General features: G+C 70.8%; 22 protein-coding genes. 15 read left to right on the top strand and 7 right to left on the bottom strand.

Annotated elements, in window-relative coordinates; translation table 11 throughout:
- Positions 1 to 43 precede the first annotated feature (43 nt).
- The 9 genes from OG392_RS15580 (at position 44) to OG392_RS15540 (ending at position 10,389) form a co-directional block, all read left to right on the top strand.
- Entirely contained in the window at positions 44 to 1,465 is a 1,422-nt protein-coding gene (locus OG392_RS15580) for an MFS transporter (protein ID WP_329279718.1), read from the top strand.
- Positions 1,466 to 1,579: 114 nt separating this feature from the next.
- Entirely contained in the window at positions 1,580 to 3,919 is a 2,340-nt protein-coding gene (pflB, locus tag OG392_RS15575) for a formate C-acetyltransferase (RefSeq protein WP_329279716.1), read from the top strand.
- An 83-nt stretch (positions 3,920 to 4,002) separates the two neighbouring features.
- A complete protein-coding gene (pflA, locus tag OG392_RS15570; protein ID WP_329279713.1) occupies positions 4,003 to 4,827 on the top strand; it encodes a pyruvate formate-lyase-activating protein in 825 nt (274 codons plus the stop codon).
- A 98-nt stretch (positions 4,828 to 4,925) separates the two neighbouring features.
- Positions 4,926 to 6,077, top strand: a complete 1,152-nt coding sequence (locus OG392_RS15565) for an MFS transporter (RefSeq protein WP_443054785.1) — start codon at positions 4,926 to 4,928, stop codon at positions 6,075 to 6,077.
- Complete coding sequence (locus OG392_RS15560) at positions 6,074 to 8,386, top strand: molybdopterin oxidoreductase family protein (RefSeq protein WP_329279711.1); 2,313 nt, start codon at positions 6,074 to 6,076, stop codon at positions 8,384 to 8,386. The genes OG392_RS15565 and OG392_RS15560 overlap by 4 nt, the downstream gene beginning before the upstream one ends.
- 7 nt (positions 8,387 to 8,393) lie before the next feature.
- Positions 8,394 to 8,993 carry a 4Fe-4S dicluster domain-containing protein gene (locus OG392_RS15555; protein ID WP_030315529.1) on the top strand — a complete coding sequence of 200 codons (600 nt, stop codon included), beginning with the start codon at positions 8,394 to 8,396 and terminating at the stop codon, positions 8,991 to 8,993.
- A complete protein-coding gene (locus OG392_RS15550; protein ID WP_329279708.1) occupies positions 8,990 to 9,649 on the top strand; it encodes a Rieske (2Fe-2S) protein in 660 nt (219 codons plus the stop codon). The genes OG392_RS15555 and OG392_RS15550 overlap by 4 nt, the downstream gene beginning before the upstream one ends.
- Positions 9,646 to 10,095, top strand: coding sequence for a hypothetical protein (locus OG392_RS15545; protein ID WP_329279706.1), 450 nt, complete (start codon positions 9,646 to 9,648; stop codon positions 10,093 to 10,095). The genes OG392_RS15550 and OG392_RS15545 overlap by 4 nt, the downstream gene beginning before the upstream one ends.
- Before the next feature lie 72 nt (positions 10,096 to 10,167).
- Positions 10,168 to 10,389 carry a hypothetical protein gene (locus OG392_RS15540; RefSeq protein WP_329279704.1) on the top strand — a complete coding sequence of 74 codons (222 nt, stop codon included), beginning with the start codon at positions 10,168 to 10,170 and terminating at the stop codon, positions 10,387 to 10,389.
- A 19-nt stretch (positions 10,390 to 10,408) separates the two neighbouring features.
- Here OG392_RS15540 and mscL read toward each other — a convergent pair whose 3' ends face one another.
- From mscL to OG392_RS15510, 6 genes are all read right to left on the bottom strand, one after another.
- Complete coding sequence (gene mscL, locus OG392_RS15535) at positions 10,409 to 10,945, bottom strand: large conductance mechanosensitive channel protein MscL (RefSeq protein ID WP_329279702.1); 537 nt, start codon at positions 10,943 to 10,945, stop codon at positions 10,409 to 10,411.
- Between the two features lie 114 nt (positions 10,946 to 11,059).
- Positions 11,060 to 11,593, bottom strand: coding sequence for a hypothetical protein (locus OG392_RS15530; RefSeq protein ID WP_443055073.1), 534 nt, complete (start codon positions 11,591 to 11,593; stop codon positions 11,060 to 11,062).
- Between the two features lie 123 nt (positions 11,594 to 11,716).
- Positions 11,717 to 12,562 (bottom strand): S-methyl-5'-thioadenosine phosphorylase, encoded by an 846-nt coding sequence (locus OG392_RS15525; RefSeq protein ID WP_329279698.1) that lies wholly within the window; start codon positions 12,560 to 12,562, stop codon positions 11,717 to 11,719.
- A gap of 179 nt (positions 12,563 to 12,741) precedes the next feature.
- Complete coding sequence (locus OG392_RS15520) at positions 12,742 to 13,071, bottom strand: FmdB family zinc ribbon protein (RefSeq protein ID WP_329279696.1); 330 nt, start codon at positions 13,069 to 13,071, stop codon at positions 12,742 to 12,744.
- 68 nt (positions 13,072 to 13,139) lie between these two features.
- On the bottom strand, positions 13,140 to 14,411 hold the full coding sequence (locus OG392_RS15515; protein ID WP_329279695.1) for an MFS transporter: 1,272 nt from the start codon (positions 14,409 to 14,411) through the stop codon (positions 13,140 to 13,142).
- Between the two features lie 252 nt (positions 14,412 to 14,663).
- Positions 14,664 to 16,226 carry a potassium/proton antiporter gene (locus OG392_RS15510; RefSeq protein ID WP_443055072.1) on the bottom strand — a complete coding sequence of 521 codons (1,563 nt, stop codon included), beginning with the start codon at positions 16,224 to 16,226 and terminating at the stop codon, positions 14,664 to 14,666.
- A 247-nt stretch (positions 16,227 to 16,473) separates the two neighbouring features.
- Here OG392_RS15510 and OG392_RS15505 point away from each other — a divergent pair, with 247 nt between their 5' ends.
- A complete protein-coding gene (locus OG392_RS15505; RefSeq protein WP_329279690.1) occupies positions 16,474 to 19,233 on the top strand; it encodes a penicillin acylase family protein in 2,760 nt (919 codons plus the stop codon).
- Here OG392_RS15505 and OG392_RS15500 read toward each other — a convergent pair whose 3' ends face one another.
- Positions 19,234 to 19,827, bottom strand: coding sequence for a 5-formyltetrahydrofolate cyclo-ligase (locus OG392_RS15500; RefSeq protein ID WP_329279688.1), 594 nt, complete (start codon positions 19,825 to 19,827; stop codon positions 19,234 to 19,236).
- 104 nt (positions 19,828 to 19,931) lie between these two features.
- On the opposite strand from OG392_RS15500, the gene galU reads away from it, so the two are divergent.
- From galU to OG392_RS15475, 5 genes are all read left to right on the top strand, one after another.
- Entirely contained in the window at positions 19,932 to 20,843 is a 912-nt protein-coding gene (gene galU, locus OG392_RS15495; protein ID WP_329279686.1) for a UTP--glucose-1-phosphate uridylyltransferase GalU, read from the top strand.
- Positions 20,844 to 20,847: 4 nt separating this feature from the next.
- Positions 20,848 to 22,251, top strand: coding sequence for a molybdotransferase-like divisome protein Glp (gene glp / locus OG392_RS15490; protein ID WP_443054784.1), 1,404 nt, complete (start codon positions 20,848 to 20,850; stop codon positions 22,249 to 22,251).
- Positions 22,252 to 22,308: 57 nt separating this feature from the next.
- Complete coding sequence (gene moaC, locus OG392_RS15485; protein WP_030315498.1) at positions 22,309 to 22,794, top strand: cyclic pyranopterin monophosphate synthase MoaC; 486 nt, start codon at positions 22,309 to 22,311, stop codon at positions 22,792 to 22,794.
- 119 nt (positions 22,795 to 22,913) lie between these two features.
- The gene (locus OG392_RS15480) at positions 22,914 to 23,384 is read left to right on the top strand and encodes a MogA/MoaB family molybdenum cofactor biosynthesis protein (protein ID WP_329287294.1); all 471 of its coding nucleotides are present in this window, start codon (positions 22,914 to 22,916) and stop codon (positions 23,382 to 23,384) included.
- A gap of 38 nt (positions 23,385 to 23,422) precedes the next feature.
- A complete protein-coding gene (locus OG392_RS15475) occupies positions 23,423 to 23,992 on the top strand; it encodes a GNAT family N-acetyltransferase (RefSeq protein ID WP_329279685.1) in 570 nt (189 codons plus the stop codon).
- Positions 23,993 to 24,110 lie beyond the last annotated feature (118 nt).

The raw sequence follows: 24,110 nt of genomic DNA, 5'->3' as shown, positions 1-24,110 counted from the left end.
AGCCTCGAAGGTCAGCCCCGAACAGGGAAGTCAGGGAAGCGCCATGAGTTCCGTAGTCCAGGACAGCAGAAGGACGGGCGGGCCCTCCGCCGCGTACGACACGGAGCAGTACCGCCCCGGCAAGCCGATCACCGACTGGGAGCCGGAGAACGAGCTCTTCTGGAAGTCGATCGGCAGGAAGGTCGCGAACCGCAATCTGTGGATCGCCGTGCCGGCGCTCCTCGTGGCGTTCGTCGTCTGGCAGGTCTGGTCGGTGACCGCGACCAATCTGAAGGACGTCGGCTTCGGCTTCTCCACCTCCCAGCTGTTCTGGCTGACGGCCGTCCCCGGTCTGACCGGCGGCACCGCCCGGATCCTCTACACCTTCCTCGGCCCGATGGTCGGCCAGCGCCGTTTCACCGCGCTGTCGACGGTCGTGCTGATCGTGCCGCTGATCTGGCTCGGCATCGCCATCCAGGACCCGACGACCCCGTACGCCGTGATGGTCGCCATCGCCGCCCTCTGCGGCATCGGCGGCGCGAACTTCGCCTCCTCGCTCGCCAACATCGGCTTCTTCTTCCCCAAGGCGAAGAAGGGCAGCGCGACCGGCATCAACGGCGGTCTCGGCAACCTCGGCGTCTCCGTCGTGCAGCTGCTGACGCCGATCGTCATCACCTGGTCGACCATCGCCATCGGCTCGGCCCAGCACAAGGCCGACGGCACCCCCGTGTACCTGCAGAACGCCGCGTTCCTCTGGGTCCCGGTCCTGCTGGTCCTGGCGGCCGTCGCCTGGTTCGGGCAGAACGACCTGAAGGTCGCCTCGACCCCGTTCAAGCAGCAGAAGATCATCTTCAAGCGCAAGCACAACTGGCTGATGACCTGGCTGTACGTCGGCACCTTCGGCTCCTTCATCGGCTTCGCCGCCGCCCTGCCGATGCTGATCAAGACCACGTTCCCGGACTACTCGATCGCCACCTACGCCTGGATGGGCCCCGCCGTGGGCGCGCTCGCCCGCTGGGGCGGCGGCTGGATCGCCGACAAGTGGGGCGGCGCCCGGGTCACCATCCTGTCCTTCGTGGGCATGGCCGTCTCGATCATCGGCGTGATCAACTTCCTGCCCTCGGGCAGTGACGGCGGCTCCTTCTACGGCTTCTTCTTCTGCTTCCTCGCCGCGTTCTTCTTCTCCGGGATCGGCAACGGCTCGACCTTCCGCCAGATCCCCGTCATCTTCCGCGGCACCCACCTCAAGGGACTCACGGAAGGCACCCCGGAATACACCAGGGCGCTGAAGCAGGCGGAAATGGAGTCCGGCGCCGTCACCGGATTCACCTCGGCCATCGCGGCCTACGGCTTCTTCTTCATCCCGGCCCTGTTCGGCTCGGTGGCCGTGACCAGCGCGATGTGGGGATTCGTCGCCTTCTACGTCAGCTGCATGGTCGTGACCTGGTGGTTCTACGCCCGCAGGAGCGCCGAGGCGCCCAGCTGACCGACCCTGCGCAAAGACCCCGCGAGGCGGGGTCTTTCCGCGTATCCGGAACGGGACCTAAGACCGCCCGGAGGTGACCAATGCCGACCGAAATGATCGATCAGAAGGAGTGGAATGGAGGAAGCAACGACGCGATCGAATGAATCGAAGAAGGCGGTGCGGGCAGTGACTGCGACCCCTGCTGAGGCAACGGTGAACGAGCGGGCCTGGAAGGGCTTCAAGGGCGGACTGTGGCGCGACGCCGTCGACGTCCGCGACTTCATCCAGCAGAACTACACGCCGTACGAGGGCGACGACTCCTTCCTGGCCGGACCCACCGAGCGGACCACCGCCGTGTGGAAGGCCATCACGGAGAGGTTCCCCGAGGAGCGCGCCAAGGGCGTGTACGACGTCTCGTACGACGTGCCGTCCACCATCACCGCCCACGCCCCCGGTTACATAGACCGTGACAAGGACCTGATCGTCGGCCTCCAGACCGACGCCCCGCTGAAGCGCGCGATCATGCCGTACGGCGGCTGGCGCATGGTCGCCGGCGCCCTGGAGACCTACGGCTACCCCGTCTCCCCGGAGCTGGAGAAGATCTTCACCGAGTACCGCAAGACCCACAACGCCGGTGTCTTCGACGCGTACACCCCGGAGATCCGCGCCGCCCGCAAGGCCGGCGTCGTCACCGGGCTCCCCGACGCCTACGGTCGCGGCCGCATCATCGGCGACTACCGCCGGGTCGCCCTCTACGGTGTCGACCGCCTCGTCCAGGTGAAGAAGGAGGAGAAGGAGGAGCTCGACATCCTCCCCGCCGGGAACCGTTCGATCGAGGAGACCATCCGGCTCCGCGAGGAACTCGCCGAGCAGATCCGCGCCCTGGGCGAACTCAAGGCGATGGCCGCCTCCTACGGTCACGACATCTCCGGCCCCGCCGTCACCGGCCGCGACGCCGTCCAGTGGCTGTACTTCGCCTACCTCGCCGCCGTGAAGGAGCAGAACGGCGCCGCGATGTCCCTCGGCCGCACCTCCACCTTCCTCGACGTCTACCTCCAGCGGGACATCGAGGCCGGAGCGCTCACCGAGGAGCGGGCCCAGGAACTGGTCGACGACTTCATCATCAAGCTCCGCATCGTCCGCTTCCTGCGCACCCCCGAGTACGACCAGGGCTTCTCCGGCGACCCGACCTGGGTCACCGAGTCCCTCGCCGGCATGGGCGAGGACGGCCGTCCGCTGGTCACCCGGACGTCCTTCCGCTACCTCCAGACCCTCTACAACCTGGGCCCGGCCCCCGAGCCGAACATGACCGTCTTCTGGTCGCCGCGCCTCCCGCAGGGCTTCAAGGAGTTCTGCGCGAGGGTCTCCATCGACACCTCCTCCGTCCAGTACGAGTCGGACGAGCTGATGCGCCCCCGCTTCGGCGACGACACCGCCATCGCCTGCTGCGTCTCCGCCATGCCCGTCGGCAAGCAGATGCAGTTCTTCGGCGCCCGGGTGAACCTCGCCAAGACCCTCCTGTACGCGATCAACGGCGGCCGCGACGAGAAGTCCGGCGTCCAGGTCGGCCCCGACACCGGCGCGCTGCGTTCCATGGAGGAGGGGGCCGCCGAAGTCCTCGACCACGACGAGGTCATGGCCAGGTTCGACGAGCAGATGGAGTGGCTCGCGAGCGTCTACGTCCACTCGCTGAACGTCATCCACTTCATGCACGACAAGTACGCCTACGAGCGCGTCGAGATGGCACTCCACGACCGCGACGTGCGCCGCACCATGGCCTTCGGCATCGCAGGCCTCTCGGTCGCCGTCGACTCGCTGGCCGCCATCAAGTACGCCCGGGTCACCGTGCACCGCGACGAGTCCGGCCTGGCCACCGACTACACGGTCGAGGGCGACTACCCGGCCTACGGCAACAACGACGACCGGGCCGACGAGATCGCGGTCTGGCTCGTCGAGGAGTTCATGAGGAAGGTGCGCAAGCACCCCACCTACCGGAACGCCGAGCACACCCAGTCCGTCCTGACCATCACCTCCAACGTCGTCTACGGCAAGAAGACCGGCAACACCCCCGACGGGCGCCGCGCCGGTGAGCCCTTCGCCCCGGGCGCCAACCCGATGAACGGCCGCGACACCCACGGCTACGTGGCCTCGGCCCTGTCGGTCGCCAAGCTCCCGTACGAGGACGCCGAGGACGGCATCTCGCTGACCAACACCGTCACCCCCGACGGCCTGGGCCGCACCCCCGAGGAGCGGATCAAGAACCTCGCGGGGGTCCTCGACGGCTACATGGCCAGCGACGGTTTCCACATGAACGTGAACGTCCTCAACCGCGACACGCTCATGGACGCCATGGAGCACCCGGAGAACTACCCGCAGCTGACCATCCGGGTCTCCGGATACGCGGTCAACTTCGTCCGGCTCACCCGCGAGCAACAGCTCGACGTCCTGAACCGCACCTTCCACGGCTCACTGTAGGCAGCCCCCCCGACCGCGCCCCGGGGCCGGCGGCCTCACGCCGGCCCCGGGGCGCACCCGACACGATCGAAAGAGGCCCTGCCATGACCAGCCTCGCCCTCGGGCCCACCACCCCGGCCGCCGCCGCGACCGCCTCGGCACGTCCCACCACCCCGGCCGCCGCCGCGACCCGGCGCCCCTCCGAGGGCTCGGTCCACTCCTGGGATCTGTCCACCGGCGTCGACGGTCCGGGCACCCGCTTCGTCGCCTTCCTCTCGGGCTGCCCCCTCACCTGCCTCTACTGCCACAACCCCGACACCTGGAAGATGCGCAACGGCAAGCGCACCTCCGCCGACGCCGTGATCGCCGAGGCCGCAAAGTACGTCCGCTTCATCTCCGCCTCCGGCGGCGGAGCCACCGTCTCCGGTGGCGAACCGCTCCTCCAGCCCGTCTTCACCGGCGAGCTGCTGCACCGGATGAAGCACGAGCTCGGCCTGCACACGGCTCTCGACACCTCGGGCTTCCTGGGCGTCCGCGCCACCGACGCGCTGCTGCGCGACACCGATCTGGTCCTGCTCGACATCAAGTCCTGGGACCCCGCCACGTACCGGAAGGTCACCGGCCGGCCGCTCGCGCCGACCCTCGACTTCGCCAGGCGGCTCGCCGACCTCGGCCAGGAGGTCCACGTCCGCTTCGTCCTCGTCCCGGGCCTCACCGACGACCCGGCGAACGTGGAGGGGGTCGCCGCCTTCGCCAGGAGTCTCGGCAACGTCTCCCGCGTGGACATCCTTCCCTTCCACAAGCTGGGCGAAGCGAAGTGGCAGGCACTCGCCATGCCGTTCACCCTGCACGGCACGCCGTCCCCGACACCCGAGCGGGTCGCCGAGGTCCGCGAGGTCTTCCGCGCCCACGGACTGAACGCGGTCTGAGGCGACCGGAGCGGCACCCGAACCCGTCCGGGCGAAGCCCTCACCCCAAGATCCCGCAAAACAGGGCAAAAGCGCCCGTACGGCCTTACCGTGGCCGCGTGACCGAGCCACCGCAGACAGCCGAGCCGACCCCTCCGCCGGGCGATCCCACACCGGGAGCCCCCGGCCCCGGCGGCCCCGCCCCGGGAGATCCGGCGGCCGCCGGCCTCCCTCCGCAGACCCCGGCCGCCGTGCGCCGCCGCGCCGGCCTCACGGGCGCGGCCGTCTCCGCCCTGCTGATCCTCGCGATCGTCCTCGGAAGCCGACTGCTCCGCGACTTCGACTCGGCCCTGCTGCCCTACGCCGTCGCCACGGTCTTCCTCGCCTTCGGCGTCGCCTACCGCTACACCGTCTGGATCTCCGCCCCCGGAGCGCGCCGCCTCTTCCACAAGGGCTGGGGCTCCTTCTTCTCCGTCGCGAACTTCCGCAAGGCGCCCACCGCGCTGCCGAAGATGATCGCCACCTACCTCGGCTTCCAGAAGTTCCTCGGCGCCCGCTCGCACGCCCGCTGGGCCGCCCACCAGCTCATCTTCTGGGGCTGTCTGCTGGCCGCCGCGATCACCTTCCCCCTCACCTGGGGCTGGTTCACCTTCACCTCCTCCACCGGCTCGGGCCCCGGCTACGAGATGCGGATCTGGGGCTTCAAGATCCTCGGCTTCGACGCCCTCAGCGTCGTCGGCTGGCTGATGTTCCACGGCCTCGACATCGCCGCCGTCCTGGTCATCCCCGGCGCGGGCTACTTCCTCTGGCGCCGCATGAAGGACCGCGGCGCCATCACCGGCCAGCGCTTCGCCTACGACCTGGTGCCGCTGCTCGCCCTCATCGTCATCTCCGTGACCGGGCTGCTGCTCACCTTCTCGTCGATCTTCCTGCACGGCGGAGGCTACGAGTTCCTCGCCATCCTCCACATGGTGTCGGTCGTCTTCACCCTCATCTACATCCCCTTCGGGAAGTTCTTCCACATCGTCCAGCGGCCCGCCGCCGTCGGCATGCAGCTCTTCAAGTACACGACCCGCCGCAAGGACGACGAGGTGCTCGCCTGCCGCCGCTGCCACGAGCCCATCGACACCGCCCCGTACGTGGAGAACCTCAAGGGCACCATGCGCGACCTCGACCTCGGCTTCGACGAATGGGCCGAGTACTGCCCCCGCTGCAAGCGCGTCCTGCGCGGCAACGCCTACCTCGACCACGTGAAGAAGGGCTTCAAGTGACCGCGACCGACCCGAACAGGGCGCTGCCGCTCGACCCTTCCCTCGCCCCGCCCGGCACCCGCAACTTCCGCGACGCCGGCGGTATCCCCGCCGACCGCTGGCACGCCGACCAGAACGGCGAGACCCTCGTCCCCACACACTGCTGCTTCTGCGGCGTCCAGTGCGGCATGTACCTCCGCGTCGACCGCGGCGGCAAGGTCTTCGGCGTCGAACCCCGCAACCACGACATCAACCGGATGCGGCTCTGCCCCAAGGGCATCAACGCCTACCAGCAGGTCAACCACCCCGACCGGCTCACCGCCCCCCTCATGCGCCGCAACCGCGACGAGGAGTTCCGCGAGGTCAGCTGGGACGAGGCCCTCGACCACACCGTCGCCGAGATCCGCCGCATCCAGGGCGAGTACGGCAACGACGCCTTCGGCCTCCTCGGCGGCGCCAGCCTCTACTCCGAGAAGACCTACCTCGTCGGCAAGTTCGCCCGGGTCGCGCTCAAGTCCCGGCACGTCGACTACAACGGACGCCTCTGCATGGTCTCCGCCGCCGGGGCCAACAAGCTCGCCTTCGGCATCGACCGGGCCGGCAACCCCTTCTCCGACATCCTCCTCACCGACTGTCTCCTCATCGCCGGATCCAACGTCGGCGAGTGCTTCCCCGTCATGACCCAGTACCTGTGGGGAGCCCGGGACCGGGGGGCCACACTGATCGTCGTCGACCCGCGCGAGACCGCGATCGCCCGCACCGCCGACATCCACGTCGCCCTCAAGCCGGGCACCGACTCCGCCTTCTTCAACGCCGTCCTCCACGTCGTCGTCGCCGAGGGCCTCACCGACGAGGCCTACCTCGCCGCCCACGCCGCCGGCTGGGAGGAGGTCAAGGCGACCGTCGCCGCCTACCCGCCGGCCCGGTCGGCCGAGATCTGCGGCGTCCCCGCGGAGCAGATCGTCCAGGTCGCCCGTATGTTCGCCGGCGCGGACCGGGCCATGGCCTGGCACGCCCGAGGCGTCGAGCACCACTCCCAGGGCGTCGAGAACTGCCTTAGCATCATCAACCTCTGCGTCGCCGCCGGACACATCGGCAGGCCCGGCGCCGGCTACGGCACCATCACCGGCCAGGGCAACGGCCAGGGCGGCCGCGAGCACGGCCAGAAGTCCGACCTCCTCCCCGGCGGGCGCTCCATCACCAACCCCGAGCACCGCCGCCAGATCTGCGAGATCTGGGGCATCGACGAGGCCGAACTGCCACCCGCCGGCACCTCCATGATGGAGATGGTCTGGCAGATGCAGCGCAAGGAGATCCGCGGACTCGTCGGCATCTGCAACAACCCCTTCGTCTCGCTGCCCAACTACGCCACCGTCAAGGACGGCTACGACACCCTCGAGTTCCACGCCCAGTTCGACTTCTTCCTCTCCGAGACCGCGGCCAACGCGCACGTGGTCTTCCCCGTCACCGTGTGGGCCGAGGACGAGGGCGTCATGGCCAACGCCGAGGCCCGGGTCGTCAAGCACAACAAGGCCCAGGAGCCCCCGGCCGGCGTCCGCACCGACACCTGGGTCATCTGCGAACTCGCCCGCCGGCTCGGCGCGGGCGACAAGTTCGCGTTTCCCGACTCCCGCTCGGTCTTCGAGGAACTCCGCATCGCCTCGGCGGGAACCGTCAACGACTACTACGGCATCACCTACGAGCGCCTGGAGGAGACCGGCGGGATCGCCTGGCCGTGCCCCAGCACCGAGCACCCCGGCACCCCCCGCCTCTTCGAGAACGGCCGCACCTACCACCCCGACGGCAAGATCCACATGCAGGTCGTCGAATGGCACCCGCCCATGGACCCGTACAGCGAGGAGTTCCCCCTCTCGCTGACCACCGGCCGCACCGTCGCCCACTTCCTCTCCGGCAACCAGACCCGCCGCCTGGGCGCCCTCGTCGAACAGACTCCCCGCCCCTGGGTCGAGGTCCACCCCTCCCACGGCTTCCGCAACGGCGACCCCGTCCGGGTCGTCACCCGCCGCGGCAGCGAGGTCTTCCCGGCCCTGGTCACCGAGGCAATCCGCCCCGACACCGTCTTCGTCCCCTACCACTGGCCGGTCCCCACCGCGGCGAACGCCCTCACCATCGACGCCCTCGACCCCCGCTCCAAGATCCCGGAGTACAAGGTCTGCGCCGCCCGCATCGAGGCCGCAGAGCGGATCGACGAGGTCCCCGCCCCACCCACCGCACCGGGCCACCAGGCCTACCCGGAGACCCAGGTCTCCCGTACCGACCCGCTGCCCCCCACCTCCCCCCAGGGCCGCGGCACCGCGGAGAGGAGCTGACCCGCACATGATGGGCCGCACGATCTTCATCGACCCGGGCCGCTGCATCGGCTGCCAGGCCTGTGTCTCCGCCTGCCGCGAATGCGACTCCCACCGGGGCAAGTCGATGATCCACCTCGACTACCCCGACGAGGGCCACTCCGTCGCCTCCCTCCCCACCGTCTGCATGCACTGCGAGGACCCCGTCGCCCCCTGCGCCGAGGTCTGCCCCGCCGACGCGATCCTCGTCACCGCGGACGGCGTCGTGCAGCAGGCCGACACCACCCGCTGCATCGGCTGCGCCAACTGCGTCAACGCCTGCCCCTTCGGCGTCCCCAAGATCGACCTCCAGGCGAAGCTCCAGATGAAGTGCAACCTCTGCTACGACCGCACCGCCTACGGCCTCGCCCCGATGTGCGCCACGGTCTGCCCCACCGGTGCCCTCTTCTACGGAACCCTCGAAGAACTCCAGGCCGAACGCCCGGGCGTCCAGGTCGCGGACTCCTTCACCTTCGGCTCCACGACCGTCTCCACCGGCGTGGCCATGGTCGTGCCCGCCGACAAGGTCCAGTGGCCGGTCCCCGGCGGCCTTCCCGTCGTCGAGATCAATGGAAGGGATGTCCGTTGAGCGTCACCGACCCCCAGCCGCCCGCGTCGGACCCCCGCTCCGACGCGGCCCAGGAAGCGCTCCACGACCGGATCGCCGCCGACTCGCTCACCACTCGCCGCGACTATCTGCGGATCGTCGCCACCGTCTCCGGCGGCCTCGCCGTCGGCGGTGTCGCCGTCGCCTCCGGCATCCTGCACCGGCACGGTGACAGCGACGGGCCACCCGAGGCGAAGAAGATCGCGGACGGGATCCTGCCCGGGGAGTCCCTCGCCTTCCGCTACCCCGGCTCCGAGGACCGCGCGGTCGCCGTCCGTCTGGAGGACGGCACCCTCGCCGGCTACTCCGCCGTCTGCACCCACCTCGCCTGCGCCGTGCTCTGGCGCAAGGAACGCGGCAGCGAGGGCGAGCTGTACTGCCCCTGCCACGAAGGCGTCTTCGACGCGCGTACGGGCGAGGTCACGGCCGGGCCGCCGCCCCGGGGACTGCCGAAGGTGGTGCTCGTGGAGGAGGCGGACGGCAGCGTCTGGGCGATCGGCACGGCCCGCTCGGGCGAGAGCGCCCGTGAGGGCCTCTGCCGTCAGCTGGGCGACGACCGCCCCGAACTCGCCGACCGCCTGGGCTGCCCCGGCGCGTCCGCGCGGGGCACGGCGCCGGAGAGGAGTGAGCGCACATGACCGGGGACGCCTTCCCCCGCGACCCGGAGGCCCCGAAGCCGCCCGTCGCCCCCGTGGGATCGTCGGCGCCCTCGGCGCCCGCCGCTCCGGAGGCCCCCCGGCCCCCGGCGTACACCCCGGGCAGTGCCCAGCCGCGGCTGAACCGTCCGGTGCACGAGCGGTATCCGCAGATCCGCCCCACCAGCGGATACGGCGACCCGCGGATCACCCACACGGGGCCGGGGCCGGGAGCCGGCACGGAGCAGGAGCCGGAGCGCTCCTCGAAACTGACGGCCCGCCTCACGCTGGCGCTCACGGTGGTCATCGGCCAGCTCTGGGGGCTGACGATCGTCGTCGACGAGTGGATGTCCGGCGACACGGGCACCGCCTGGTGGGGCGCGGGCTTCCTCTGTCTGTCGTTCCTCGTGGTCCTCGGCCTCTGGCTGCTCGACCCGAAGGACCGCTGAGGGGCGTCGCAGGCGCCGGAGATACGCAGATCAGGGGGGTTCGGGGCGGGGACGCGGGCGTACCCTTGAGGTATGAGCACCGCCCCCGCCCATGGACCGCGAGACGCGAAGCGGCCCGGCGCACGTCCCAGCCCCGAGAACAGTCCGAAGCCGGCACTCGTCTTCGACGATCCGATGGACCGGCAGTCCGCGGACGACACGGACCGTGGATGGGGCGAGCGGCCTCCGGCCGGCGGCGACAGCGCCGCCGACCTCGCGCGCTTCCTCGACGAGAAGCCGCCGCACCACCTCTGACACCGGCACGAGGTGTCGGTCAGGAGGTGGGGTGCGTCCCCGAACCCCCGCCGGAACCCGTGCCCGTGCCCGTGCCCGTGCCCGTTCCCGTGCCGGTCCCCGTCACGGGGCCGCGCTGGGCGACCAGGTGGTCGCGGATCTCCTTGAGGACCTCCAGCTCGCTGATCTCCATGGTCTCCGCGACGCCCTCCTTCGCCTTGTCGTGCGCCGCGCGCTTCGCGAGGATCTTCGCCATGGGCAGGACCATCAGGAAGTAGACGACGGCCGCGGTGATCAGGAAGCTGAGAACCGCGCTGAGGACCAGGCCCCACTGGATCTGGATGCCCTGCACCTCCCCGTCGACGACCACGCACGAGTCCTTGATGCAGGACGAGTAGCTCTCCAGGTCCTTCGTGCCGAAGGCACCGACGACCGGGTTGATGATGCCCTTGACCACCGAGTTCACGATGTTGGTGAACGCGGCACCGATGACGACGGCCACGGCCAGGTCGATCACGTTGCCACGCATCAGGAAGGCTTTGAAGCCGCCCATCAGACTTTCCTTCTTCTCGGCCACCAAGGTGCCTTTCGTCGCTTGTGCTGCTGTGTGCGGTGCCATTAGGCCGCGAACGGCGCAGAGCCGTCCAATCCATACACACGGACCGGTGACTTGACAGGGTGTCAGTGCGAATCAGCACAAGGTCACCGCCAGTTGGGACGTGACCCCGGCGCCCGCCAGCGCCGCGGCCGTCGACCGCGGCACGGACAGGACGACGAGAGCCCCTCCGTCCGGACGAGTCTCGCCCGGGTGCGGAACCTCGGCCACTCGGGCGCCCGTCGCGACGATCCGCGCCTCATTCTCTCCGCCGAGCGGCGAGTCGGACGCGGCGATGACGTCGACCCGGTCGCCGGGACGCAGCAGCCGTACGGTCGCGGCGTCGGCGATCCGTACCGGGGCGGACACCAGCCGTACGGCGACGGAAGGCCGTGCGCGCGTCGTGGTGGGGGCGATCCGGTCGCCCGGTGGTGCCGCGGCGGAGCCCGGAGGAGGGCCGCCGCCCGCGACGGCGAGGGCCGCCGCCACCAGGGCGAGGAGTGCCGCGGGTGCCCAGCGGCCCCGCCGCAGTGCCCTGCGCAGCCGGAGCCGGGTGCCCCGTACCCGCAGGGGTTCGAAGGGCGGCACCACGCACGGTGCCGGAACGGGGGAGGGGAAGGTGTGCGTCATCGTGGGTGCCGCCGTCCTGGTCGGGATGGGATCGGCTCCCACTCTCCGACCTTCGCCGGTTCCCCGCTCCGGCCTGGGGATCGCCCGCGGCCTGTGGACAACTCCCTCACCCTCCCGGGGGGTTCACGGCAGTTCGATCCCCAGGTCCCAGCCGTCGTGTGCGTGGGTGCACAGGCAGTCCCGGTCCAGCGTCGCGGGCAGCGCGCCCACCGCGTCGAACAGCACCTCGCGCAGCCGGCCCACGTTCTCGCCGAACACCCGCAGCACCTCGTTGTGGGAGACGCCCTCGCCGGTCTCGGCGCCCGCGTCCAGGTCGGTGACGAGCGCCAGCGAGGTGTAGCAGAGGCCCAGCTCGCGGGCGAGGACGGCCTCGGGGTGACCGGTCATGCCGACGACCGACCAGCCGGCCGCCGCGTGCCACCGTGACTCGGCCCGGGTGGAGAAGCGGGGCCCCTCGATCACGACCATCGTGCCGCCGTCGACCGGGTCCCAGCCCTGGCCCCGGGCGGCCTTGACCGCGACCCGCCGCCCGTCCGGGCAGTACGGGTCGGCGAAGGTCACGTGGACGACGCGCGGTATGACCCCGTCGACCCGCGGCTCCCCGTCGAAGTAGGTCTGCGCGCGGGCCTTCGTCCGGTCGACGAGCTGGTCCGGGACGACGAGCGTGCCCGGCCCGTACTCCTCGCGCAGCCCGCCGACCGCGCAGGGCCCGAGGATCTGTCGGACGCCCGCGGAGCGCAGGGCCCAGAGGTTGGCGCGGTAGTTGATGCGGTGCGGCGGGACGCTGTGGCTCCGGCCGTGGCGGGGGAGGAAGGCGACCCGGCGGCCTGCGATCTCGCCGAGGAAGAGGGAGTCGCTGGGGCTGCCGTACGGGGTGTCGACGGACACCTCCGTGACGTCCTCCAGGAAGGAGTAGAAGCCGGAGCCGCCGATCACGCCGATGTCCGCGTACGCACCTTGGTTCGCCATGCCGGACACCCTATGCGGGGCTCCGGGGATCACCGAGGGCTCCGGGAGCGCCGAGGTCGCCGGGGATCGCCGCGGAACACCGAGCGCTCCGGGAGACGCCGAGGGCCCCGTCGCGAACGACGGGGCCCTCGGTGAAGAACGTACGGACCCGATCCTGAGGGATCAGGGCGGCGCAGGGGTCAGGCGGCCGAGCTTCCGGTGCTCGACGAGGACGTCGAGGAGGCGGAGGCGGTCGACGAAGAGGTCGACGCGGCCGGCTTCGCGTCCGACGTCGACGGGGCCGACGACGGGGTCGAGGACTTCGACGCGGCCGGCGAGCTGCTGGACGACGAACCGCGGCTGTCGTTCCGGTAGAAGCCGGATCCCTTGAAGACGATGCCGACGGCCGAGAACACCTTCTTCAGGCGGCCCTTGCACTGGGGGCACTCGGTCAGCGCGTCATCGGTGAACTTCTGCACCGCCTCGAGGCCTTCGCCGCACTCGGTGCACTGGTACTGGTAGGTCGGCACTTGTCTTCCTCCTGGCACTCACACTCATCGAGTGCTAACGACAATCCATAGTGACGTATTCCGCGGGTTCAGTCCACCGCCACCGGCACGCGGTGACCGATACCACGCGCCGCGACGCGGCTCGTCTCGCGCGGCGTGAGGCGCGACCGCAGGGCGAGGAGCGTGGCCAGGGCGAGCGCGGTGCCCACCATCGGCACCAGGAATCCGGTGCTCGCGCCGTGCTCGTCGGCGAGTCGGCCGGCGACCGTGACGGCCGCGGCCTGGCCGAGCGCGACGGCGCCGGTGAGCCAGGTGAAGGCCTCGGTACGGGCGGACGCCGGGATCAGGGTCTCGACGATCGTGTAGCCGGTGATCAGGGCCGGGGCGATGCACAGGCCCACGACCAGGCCGAGGGCGCCGAGGAGCAGCACCGAGTGCGTGGTCCACAGCAGCGACGCGGCGACGGTGAGGCCGGCGTAGCCGAGGATCAGGCGGCGGCGGGGGCCGGTCTTCCAGGCGACGGCGCCCATGGCGATGCCCGCGAGCATGTTGCCGGCGGCGAAGACCCCGTACAGCAGGCCGTTGGCGCCGGGGTTGCCGATCTCCTCGGTGAAGGCGGTGAGGGAGACCTGCATGCCGCCGAAGACGGAGCCGATGCCGAGGAAGGCGACGACGAGGACGCGGACGCCGGGGATGGAGAGGGCCGAGCGGTGCGGCTCGGAGGAGCCGGCCGCGGAGATCCCGAACGCGGGCTGGGTGGCGCGCTGCGCGGCGAAGAAGAGCCCGCCGAAGAGGGTGAGCGCCGCCTCGGCGATCAGGCCGGCGGCGGGGTGGACGCCGGTGCAGAGGGCGGTGGCGAGGACGGGGCCGACGACGAAGGTGAACTCGTCGGTGACGGACTCGAAGGCCGCGGCCGTCGGCATCAGCGGGGTGCCGTCCAGCTTGGCGGCCCAGCGGGCCCGGACCATCGGTCCGACCTGCGGCACGGAGGCGCCGGCGGGCACGGCGGCGAGGAACAGGGCCCAGAGCGGGGCGCCGCTCAGGGCGAGCACCACGAGCAGGGAGACGGAGGCGGTGTGGACGAGGACGCCGGGGATCAGGACGGCGCGCTGGCCGAAGCGGTCGGCGAGCTTGCCGCTCTGCGGGGCGAACAGCGCCATCGAGACACCGGTGACGGCGGCGACGGCGCCGGCGCTGCCGAAGGAACCGGTGGTGTGCTGGACGAGCAGGACGATGCCGATGGTCAGCATCGCGAAGGGCTGCCGGGCGGCGAAGCCGGGGAGCAGGAAGGACAGCGCACCGGGTGTGCGCAGCAGCTGCCCGTAGCCGGGCCGCTTGTCCGAGATGACCGTGGACGCCACGGTCCTGGCCTTTCTGCCGCCTGGTAGCGCGCCCCCGGCACGGTGGTGCGGGTGTCGCCGAGAGCTGTCCTCATGCGCGTCACTGCGGTAGATACCGGGCCGGCCCCACTGCGGAGGGGCGCCACGGCCGCCATACGGTCGCGCCAGCTCTGCGTCAGGCAGAGTTGGTTCGATCAGGTGTGCCTTCATGCTACAGGGAGGAGCGTCTTCCTGCCTGGGAAAACGCTCCTGCCCTTGAATTAATGCCTCGGATTAACCGGATGTTCGCTTCTGGTCGGGTCGGTGGAAGCGGAGATCGGTGGTGTGCGGCTCGCTGACCGCGGTGGCGCCGCCCGTGCCCAGCCAGCCGGCCAGCTTGCCGCCCTGGCCGACCGCGCGCAGTCGCCGTTCCGTGGCGTCCCGTACCGGGTCGGTCGCGACGACGAGGAGTTCGTCGCCGCGCCGCAGGACGGTCGCGGGCCCCGGGACGAAGCTCGTCTCCTCCCGTACGACGAGGGTGACGGCCGCCCCGGCGGGCAGTCGCAGCTCGGCGACCTCGACCCCGTGCATCCGGGAGTGCTCCGGGATGGCGACGGAGAGCAGATGGCCGCGCAGCCGCTCCAGGGGCGCGGACTCGACGCCGAGGTCGGCCGCCTCTCCGGAGTCGCCGAGCTTGAGGGCCTTCGCCAGCCAGGGCAGCGTCGGGCCCTGGACGAGGGTGTAGACGACGACGAGCACGAAGACGATGTTGAAGATCCGCTCGCTGCCCTCGATGTCGGACACCATCGGGATGGTGGCCAGGATGATGGGGACGGCTCCGCGGAGGCCGGCCCAGGACATCAGTGCCTGTTCCTGCCAGGGGATGCGGAAGGGCAGCAGGCTGACCAGGACTTCCATGGGCCGGGCGACCACGGTCAGGACCAGGCCGATGACGACGGCGGGCCAGAAGTCGTGGACGAGCTCGTGCGGGGTGACGAGCAGGCCGAGCAGGACGAACATGCCGATCTGGGCGATCCAGCCGAGTCCCTCGGCGAAGCCGCGGTTCGCGGGCGCGTGCGGCAGCTTGGCGTTGCCGAGGACCATCGAGGCCAGGTAGACGGCGAGGAAGCCGGAGCCGTGGGCCATGGCGCCGGCGGCGTACGCGACGACGGCGATGGCCATGACGGCGATCGGGTAGAGGCCGGAGGCGGGCAGGGCGACGTGCCGCAGCCCGTACGCGCCGAGGAAGCCGACGGCGAGACCCACGGCGACGCCGATGGCGAGTTCGAGGGCGATCGTGCCGACGAGGACGTACCAGTGGTCGACCGGTCCGGCCGTGGAGAAGGCGACGACGAGGATGACGACGGGGGCGTCGTTGAAGCCGGACTCGGCCTCCAGGACACCGGTGACCCGTGACGGCAGGGGGACCTTGCGCAGCACGGAGAAGACCGCGGCGGCGTCGGTCGAGGAGACGACGGCGCCGATGATCAGGGCCTGTCGCCAGTCGAGGCCCACGAGGTAGTGGGCGGCGGCGGCCGTGATGCCCACGCTCACCGCGACGCCGACGGTGGAGAGGACGACCGCGGCGGGAAGCGCCGGCTTGATCTCCTTCCACTTCGTGCCGAGACCACCCTCGGCGAGGATCACGACGAGGGCGGCGTAGCCGATGACCTGTGTCAGTTCGGCGTTGTCGAAGGCGACGTTGCCGATGCCGTCCTGGCCGATGGCGATGCCGATGCCGAGGTAGAGCAGCAGGCTGGGGAGCCCGCTCCGGGACGAGATCCGTACGGCCGCGACCGCGATCAGCAGCACGAGGGAGCTGATGAGCAGGAGTTCGTTGAGCTCGTGGACAGTCAGTGGCCGTTCCTTCCCCTCACATGCAGCTGGATCGTTCTTCCAGCGGCCGTCGCGTGCGGCTGGATCGTTCCTCCAGCGGCAGACACTTCGTTACCTTACCTAATCTTTAACGTTTTCTTGACGCCGTCTTTGCACCTCCTCGCTCGCCAGTACGGTTCTCTTCCGGACACCGCGTCCGGGCCCTCCAGGCGCTGCGCCTAAGGTTGCTCCCGTACTCCAGGACCACCCTGCCCCTCGAAGGACAGCGATGCCCTCCAACACGACCGCGCCTCCCGCCAAGAAGAAAGGGCGGCGCGCCCGCCTGATCCTCCTCGTCCTGGTCCTCGCCCTGGTCGCGGGCGTCGGATACGGCGGGTTCTGGGGTGTGAGCACCGTCCGGGCCTCGTTCCCGCAGACCACGGGCGAGATCCGGCTCGACAGCCTGTCCGGCGAGGTCGAGGTGAAGCGCGACGCGAACGGCGTTCCGCAGATCTACGCCGACAACGAGACGGACCTCTTCCGCGCCCAGGGCTACGTCCAGGCGCAGGACCGCTTCTACGAGATGGACGTCCGGCGGCACGTGACCGCGGGCCGGCTCTCCGAGATGTTCGGCGACGGCCAGGTCGAGACGGACTCCTTCCTGCGCACGCTCGGCTGGCGCCGGGTCGCGCAGCAGGAGTACGACAAGGTCCTGTCGCCGGAGACGAAGAAGTACCTCCAGGCGTACGCGGCGGGCGTCAACGCCTATCTGAAGGACCGGGACCCCGCCGACATCTCCGTCGAGTACGCGGCCCTGGCCCTCACCAACGACTACGCGATCGAGCCGTGGACGCCGGTCGACTCGGTGGCCTGGCTCAAGGCGATGGCCTGGGACCTGCGCGGCAACATGCAGGACGAGATCGACCGCTCGCTGATGACGAGCCGGATGAGCGCGAGCCAGATCAAGCAGCTGTACCCGGACTACCCGTACGCGCTGCACCAGCCGATCGTCGACCGGGGCGCGGTGGACGAGTCCACCGGGAAGTTCGACCCGAAGGGCAAGGCGGGCGACGACGACCTGACCACCGGCGAGACCCCGGGCGGTGTCCCCGGCAGCGGTGCCGACTCCGCCGGTTCCTCCGACGGCTCCGGCGCGCAGTCCCAGCTCGGCGCGCTCTCCGAGGTCCTGGACGGCGTCCCCGCCCTGCTCGGCCCCAACGGCAACGGCATCGGCTCGAACTCCTGGGTCGTCTCCGGGACGTACACGACCTCCGGCAAGCCGCTGCTCGCCAACGACCCGCACCTCGCGCCGCAGTTGCCTTCCCTCTGGTACCAGATGGGTCTGCACTGCCGTTCGGTCTCGGCGACCTGCCGCTACGACGTCTCCGGCTACACCTTCTCCGGCATGCCCGGTGTGATCATCGGACACAATGACAAGATCGCCTGGGGTCTCACCAACCTGGGCGCCGACGTCACCGACCTCTACCTGGAGAAGATCGGCCCCGACGGCTACCTCGTCGACGGCAAGGTCAAGCCCTTCACGGTCCGCGAGGAGACCATCAAGGTCGCCGGCGGCGGCGACCGGACGATCACCGTCCGCTCGACCGACCACGGCCCGCTCGTCTCCGACCGCTCCTCCGACCTGGAGAAGGTCGGCCAGAAGGCCCCCGTCGGCAACGCCGCCCCCGACCGCGGCACCGGCTACGGCGTCTCCCTCCAGTGGACCGCGCTCCAGCCGGGCAGGTCGATGGACGCGATCTTCGCCCTCGACCGCGCCAAGGACTTCCCCAGCTTCCGGGCCGCGGCCAAGAACTTCGAGGTCCCGTCCCAGAACCTGATCTACGCCGACACGCAGGGCAACATCGGCTACCAGTCCCCGGGCAAGATCCCGCAGCGCGCCAAGGGCGACGGCACCATGCCGGCGCCGGGCTGGGACTCCTCGTACGCGTGGAAGGGGTACATCCCCTTCGAGCAGCTGCCGTACGAGTACAACCCGAAACGCGGCTACATCGTCACCGCCAACCAGGCCGTGATCGACGCCAAGAGCTACCCCGACCTGCTCACCAAGGACTGGGGCTACGGCTCGCGCAGCCAGCGGATCAACGACCTCATCGAGTCGAAGATCAAGGACGGCGGAAAGATCTCGCCAGACGACATGCGGACCATGCAGACGGACAACCGCAGCGAGATCGCGACCCTGCTGAACCCGCTGCTGTTGAAGATCGACATCTCGGACCCGTACGTCCGCGAGGCGCAGAAGCTGCTGGAGGGCTGGGACTACACACAGGAGCCCGACTCGGCCGCCGCCGCCTACTTCAACGCGGTCTGGCGCAACGTCCTCAAGCTCTCCTTCGGCAACAAGCTGCCCAAGGAACTGCGTGCCGAGGGCGACTGCATCAACGTCCGTCCGGCCGACGCCACCGGCCCGGTGGACGAGCAGAACAAGCTCGTCCGCGAATGCGGCCAGCGCGACCCCGACTCCGCGCAGCCGGACGGCGGCGACCGCTGGTACGAGGTGGTCCGCCCGCTCCTCAAGCAGGAGAAGAACGAGTGGTGGGTCACCCCGGGCAACCGCACCGACCAGGCCACCGAGACCCGTGACCAGCTGCTCGCCCGCGCCATGAAGGACGCGCGCTGGGAGCTGACCGCCAAGCTCGGCAAGGACGTCTCCACCTGGAGCTGGGGCCGGCTGCACCAGCTGACTCTCAAGAACCAGACCCTCGGCACCGCAGGCCCCGGCGTCGTCCAGCAGCTCCTCAACCGCGGCCCCTGGAACCTGGGCGGCGGCGAGGCGGCCGTCGACGCCACCGGCTGGAACGCGGCCGGCGGCTACGAGGTCATCTGGGTGCCGTCGATGCGCATGGTCGTCAACGTCGGCGATTGGGACAAGTCCCGGTGGATCAACCTCACCGGCGCCTCGGGCCACGCCTTCAACTCCCACTACACCGACCAGACGGACGCGTGGGCGAAGGGCGACCTGTACGACTGGGCCTACGGCAAGGCGGCCGTCGACGCGTCGACGAAGGACACGCTCACGCTGAAGCCCTGATCAGGGCCGGAAGCGGGTGACCCCCTCCGGGGTCACCACCGCGTGCACGGGGTGGTCGTGCGGTTCCTCCGGGACCCGCGCGACCACCTCGTCCGCGTAGAGGAGCACCACGAGCGCGGGGTCGGCACCCGCGCACGTGAGCCGGGCGAGCACCCGGTCGTACGAGCCGCCGCCCCGGCCGAGCCGCATCCCCCGCCCGTCGACCGCGAGGCCCGGCAGCAGGACGGCGTCGGCGGCGCAGACGGCCTCGGGGCCGAGCCGGGGCCCGACCGGTTCGAGCAGGCCCCGGCCGGCCTTCGCGAGCGCCTCGGGACCCTCGTACGCCGCCCAGTCCAGGTCGTTGTCGGGAAGCAGGACGGGGAGCAGGACCCGGACCCCGCGCGCGTGCAGCGCGTCGAGCAACGCGCGCGTGCCCGGCTCGCGGCCCACGGACACATAGGCGGCGACCGTGGACGCGTCCGCGAGTTCGGCGAGTTCCAGTCCCCGGCGGGCGAGGGATTCGGCCGTGCGGGCCAGGGAATCGGTGCTCAGCCCGGCGCGGGCGGCCAGAAGTCGGCCGCGCAGCACGGTCTTTTCGGACATCTCAGCTGTCATTTCCGCCCCATGCGAATTCACTAAACTCTTGAAACTGTCTTTATGCGAAGGAAGTTAACCGAAGCCACATCTTCCTCTCATTCCGAAGGGCTAAGGTGCACCGCATGAATCACTTGCTCCCCAGGCTCGGCCGGATCAGCAAGGCTGTCATCCCCGCCGCCGGCCTCGGTACCCGCTTCCTGCCGGCGACCAAGGCGACGCCGAAGGAGATGCTGCCGGTCGTCGACAAGCCGGCCATCCAGTACGTCGTCGAGGAGGCGGTCGCGGCCGGTCTCTCCGACGTCCTGATGATCACCGGCCGGAACAAGCGTCCTCTGGAGGACCACTTCGACCGGAACTACGAGCTGGAGGAGGCCCTGGCGCGGAAGGGCGACGCCGAACGCCTCTCCAAGGTCCAGGAGTCCAGTGACCTCGCCACCATGCACTACGTGCGCCAGGGTGCCCCGCGCGGCCTCGGCCACGCCGTGCTCTGCGCCGCCCCGCACGTCGGCGACCAGCCCTTCGCGGTGCTCCTCGGCGACGACCTGATCGATCCGCGCGACCCGCTGCTCGCGCGGATGGTGGAGGTCCAGGAGCGCGAGGGCGGCAGCGTGATCGCCCTCATGGAGGTCGAGCCCTCGCAGATCCATCTGTACGGCTGCGCGGCGGTCGAGGCGACCGTCGACGGGGACGTCGTGAAGGTGACGGACCTGGTCGAGAAGCCGGACGCGGACGAGGCGCCCAGCAACTACGCGATCATCGGCCGCTATGTGCTGGATCCTGCCGTCTTCGGGATGCTGCGGGAGACCGAGCCGGGCCGCGGAGGCGAGATCCAGCTGACGGACGCCCTGCAGAAACTCGCGTCGGACGAGAAGATCGGCGGCCCGGTGCACGGCGTCGTCTTCAAGGGCCGCCGTTATGACACCGGTGACCGCGGTGACTATCTGCGTGCCATTGTCAGACTCGCGTGCGAACGTGAAGATCTGGGACCGGACTTCCGGGCCTGGCTCCGGAGATACGTCAGCGAGGAGATGTAGCACCTTGAGCAGCAGCGCGACACCGTCGCCGTCCCCCGACGACCACGAGGGCGGCCACGGCCACGGCGACCACGGCCACGGCCACGGCCCCGGCGGCGAGGAGAAGTCGGCCGACCCCTGCGCGGGGCCCGCGCGCGGGCTGTGGTCGGTGGACGAGCACCTGGCCGACATCCTCGCGACGGTCGGCCCGCTCGAACCCATCGAGCTGCAACTCCTCGACGCGCAGGGCTGCGTCCTCGTCGAGGACGTGACGGTGCCGGTCGCGCTGCCGCCGTTCGACAACAGCTCCATGGACGGGTACGCGGTCCGGGTCGCCGATGTCGCCGGTGCCACCGAGGAGTTCCCCGCCGTCCTGACCGTCGTCGGCGACGTCGCGGCGGGCGCCGGGGGCCTGCCCGAGGTCGGCCCCGGCCAGGCCGCCCGGATCATGACCGGAGCCCCGCTGCCGCCCGGGGCCGAGGCCGTCGTCCCCGTCGAGTGGACCGACGGCGGTACGGGCGGGGGCGCGGCCACCGGCATGACCGCCGCGAGCACCGCCCCCGAGGGCGCGTCCGGCGAGGTCCGGGTGCACCGGGCCGCCGAGGCCGGAGCCCATGTCCGCGAGCGGGGGAGCGACGTACGGGCCGGGGAGCGGGCCCTGTCGGCCGGAACGGTGCTCGGACCGCCGCAGATCGGGCTGCTCGCCGCGATCGGCCGCGGCACCGTCCGGGTGCGGCCCCGCCCCCGGGTGGTCGTCATGTCCACCGGCAGCGAGCTGGTCCAGCCCGGCGAGCCGCTGGGCGAGGGCCAGATCCACGACTCCAACAGCTTCGCGCTCGCCGCGGCCGCGCGGGACGCGGGCGCGCTCGCGTACCGGGTCGGGGCCGTCGCCGACGACGCGGAGTCGCTGCGCGCGACCATCGAGGACCAGCTCATCCGGGCCGATCTGATCGTGACCACCGGCGGGGTGAGCGTCGGCGCGTACGACGTGGTCAAGGAGGCGCTGACCGCCGACGGGCAGGTCGACTTCCGCAAGCTGGCCATGCAGCCGGGCAAGCCCCAGGGCTTCGGCGCGATCGGCGCCGAGCAGATCCCGCTGCTCGCCCTGCCGGGCAATCCGGTCTCCTCGTACGTCTCCTTCGAGCTGTTCGTCCGGCCCGCGATCCGGGCCCTGATGGGCGTCGAGGACCTGCACCGGCCGCGGGTGCGGGCAGAGCTTGCCGCCGACAAGGCGCTGTCCTCGCCGGCTGGGCGGAGGCAGTTCCTCCGGGGGACGTACGACCCGGAGGCGGGGACCGTCACTCCGGTGGGCGGTGCGGGCTCCCATCTGATCGCGGCCCTCGCGCACGCGGACTGCCTGCTCGTGGTGCCGGAGGAGACGGAGAGCGTGGAGCCGGGCGCCGAGCTGGAAGTGGTCCTCCTCGGCTGAGGGGGCGAGGGTGGGGGTACGGTGTCGTCCCACACAGCGACCGGGAGTGTCACGGCGATGAGCACGCAGCAAGGTCTCACCCACATCGACGAGGCGGGCGCGGCCCGCATGGTCGACGTTTCGGCGAAGGACGTCACGTCCCGCACGGCACGCGCCAGCGGGCGGGTCCTCGTCTCGCCGCGCGTGATCGAGCTGCTGCGCGGCGAGGGCGTCCCGAAGGGCGACGCGCTCGCCACGGCCCGGATCGCCGGGATCATGGGCGCCAAGAAGACCCCGGACCTCATCCCGCTCTGCCACCCGCTGGCCGTGTCGGGCGTGACCCTGGACCTGGCGGTCACCGACGACGCGGTCGAGATCCTGGCGACGGTGAAGACCACGGACCGCACGGGCGTCGAGATGGAGGCCCTGACGGCGGTCTCGGTGGCGGCCCTCACGGTGGTCGACATGGTGAAGGCGGTCGACAAGGGCGCGGTCATCTCCGACGTACGGGTGGAGGAGAAGACGGGCGGGAAGTCGGGCCACTGGACGCGGGGCGAGTCGTGACGCGCGGGGGACGGGCGTCGGGCGCCCACGACCACGACCACGACCACGACCACGAGGAGCATGTCCCGGCCGCGGTCGGAGGCGCTGACGGGGGCACGCTCCTCGCCCCGTACTCCGCGCTGGTCGTCACCGCCTCCAACCGGGCGGCCGCCGGGGTCTACGAGGACAAGGGCGGTCCGCTGATCGCCGAGGGCCTGACCCGGATGGGCTTCGCCGTGGAGGGCCCGCAGGTCGTCCCGGACGGGGCGCCGGTCGAGGCGGCGCTGCGGGCCGGGATCGCCGCGGGGTACGACGTGATCGTGACCACCGGCGGTACGGGCATCTCGCCCACCGACGAGACGCCCGAGGTGACCCGCCGGGTCCTGGAGCGGGAGATCCCGGGCATCCCGGAGGCGATCCGGGCGTACGGCCGGGAGAAGGTGCCCACGGCGGCCCTCTCGCGGGGTCTCGCCGGGGTGGCGGGCGGCACGCTGATCGTGAACCTGCCGGGGTCCTCCGGCGGGGTGCGGGACGGGCTGACCGTCCTGGAGCCGATCCTGCGGCACGGCGTCGACCAGATCCGCGGCGGCGACCACCCGAGACCGTCGTGATCCCGACCTGGCCGGCCGTTCTCGTGGACGGAGAGGTGATGCTCCGTCCGATAAAGATGCGTGACCACACGGCCTGGCGCGAGGTGAACCGGCGCAACCGGGAGTGGCTGCGGCCCTGGGAGGCGACGGTTCCGCCGCCGGCTCCGGGCGGGCCGGTGGCGCAGCGGCCGACGTACCGCCAGATGGTCCGCCATCTGCGGTCGGAGGCGAACGCGGGGCGGATGCTGCCGTTCGTGATCGAGTACCGGGGCCGGCTGGTCGGGCAGTTGACGGTCGCGGGCATCACCTGGGGTTCGATGTGCTCGGGGCACGTGGGCTACTGGGTGGACAGCGAGGTGGCCGGACGCGGTGTCATGCCGACGGCGGTCGCGCTCGCGGTCGACCACTGCTTCCGCTCGGTCGGTCTGCACCGGATGGAGGTGTGCATCCGTCCGGAGAACGGGCCCTCGCGCCGGGTCGTCGAGAAACTGGGCTTCCGCGAGGAGGGGTTGCGGCCGCGCTACCTCCACATCGACGGCGCGTGGCGGGACCATCTGGTCTTCGCGTTGACGGCGGAGGAGGTGCCGGAGGGGCTGCTGCGCCGCTGGCATCAGGCGAGAATAAAATAAGTGTTCGAATTTAGTCGGTAGTTGGCAGTCAATCGATCTGAACAATCACAAAAAAGTTCAGTGATATCAGCCAGATCGTGCGACACACCGGGCCAATTGGCCGATGCCGTCGCGCGAA

The sequence above is a fragment of the Streptomyces sp. NBC_00691 genome (assembly GCF_036226665.1).
GTDB lineage: Bacteria > Actinomycetota > Actinomycetes > Streptomycetales > Streptomycetaceae > Streptomyces.
This window is presented reverse-complemented; position numbering and strand designations above follow the sequence as displayed.

Coding starts and splice junctions, on each gene's coding strand:
- OG392_RS15580 (WP_329279718.1), top strand. CDS start 44: ATGAGTTCCGTAGTCCAGGACAGCAGAAGGACGGGCGGGCCCTCCGCC.
- pflB (WP_329279716.1), top strand. CDS start 1,580: ATGGAGGAAGCAACGACGCGATCGAATGAATCGAAGAAGGCGGTGCGG.
- pflA (WP_329279713.1), top strand. CDS start 4,003: ATGACCAGCCTCGCCCTCGGGCCCACCACCCCGGCCGCCGCCGCGACC.
- OG392_RS15555 (WP_030315529.1), top strand. CDS start 8,394: ATGATGGGCCGCACGATCTTCATCGACCCGGGCCGCTGCATCGGCTGC.
- OG392_RS15545 (WP_329279706.1), top strand. CDS start 9,646: ATGACCGGGGACGCCTTCCCCCGCGACCCGGAGGCCCCGAAGCCGCCC.
- OG392_RS15540 (WP_329279704.1), top strand. CDS start 10,168: ATGAGCACCGCCCCCGCCCATGGACCGCGAGACGCGAAGCGGCCCGGC.
- OG392_RS15530 (WP_443055073.1), bottom strand. CDS start 11,593: ATGACGCACACCTTCCCCTCCCCCGTTCCGGCACCGTGCGTGGTGCCG.
- OG392_RS15525 (WP_329279698.1), bottom strand. CDS start 12,562: ATGGCGAACCAAGGTGCGTACGCGGACATCGGCGTGATCGGCGGCTCC.
- OG392_RS15505 (WP_329279690.1), top strand. CDS start 16,474: ATGCCCTCCAACACGACCGCGCCTCCCGCCAAGAAGAAAGGGCGGCGC.
- OG392_RS15500 (WP_329279688.1), bottom strand. CDS start 19,827: ATGACAGCTGAGATGTCCGAAAAGACCGTGCTGCGCGGCCGACTTCTG.
- galU (WP_329279686.1), top strand. CDS start 19,932: ATGAATCACTTGCTCCCCAGGCTCGGCCGGATCAGCAAGGCTGTCATC.
- moaC (WP_030315498.1), top strand. CDS start 22,309: ATGAGCACGCAGCAAGGTCTCACCCACATCGACGAGGCGGGCGCGGCC.
- OG392_RS15475 (WP_329279685.1), top strand. CDS start 23,423: ATGCTCCGTCCGATAAAGATGCGTGACCACACGGCCTGGCGCGAGGTG.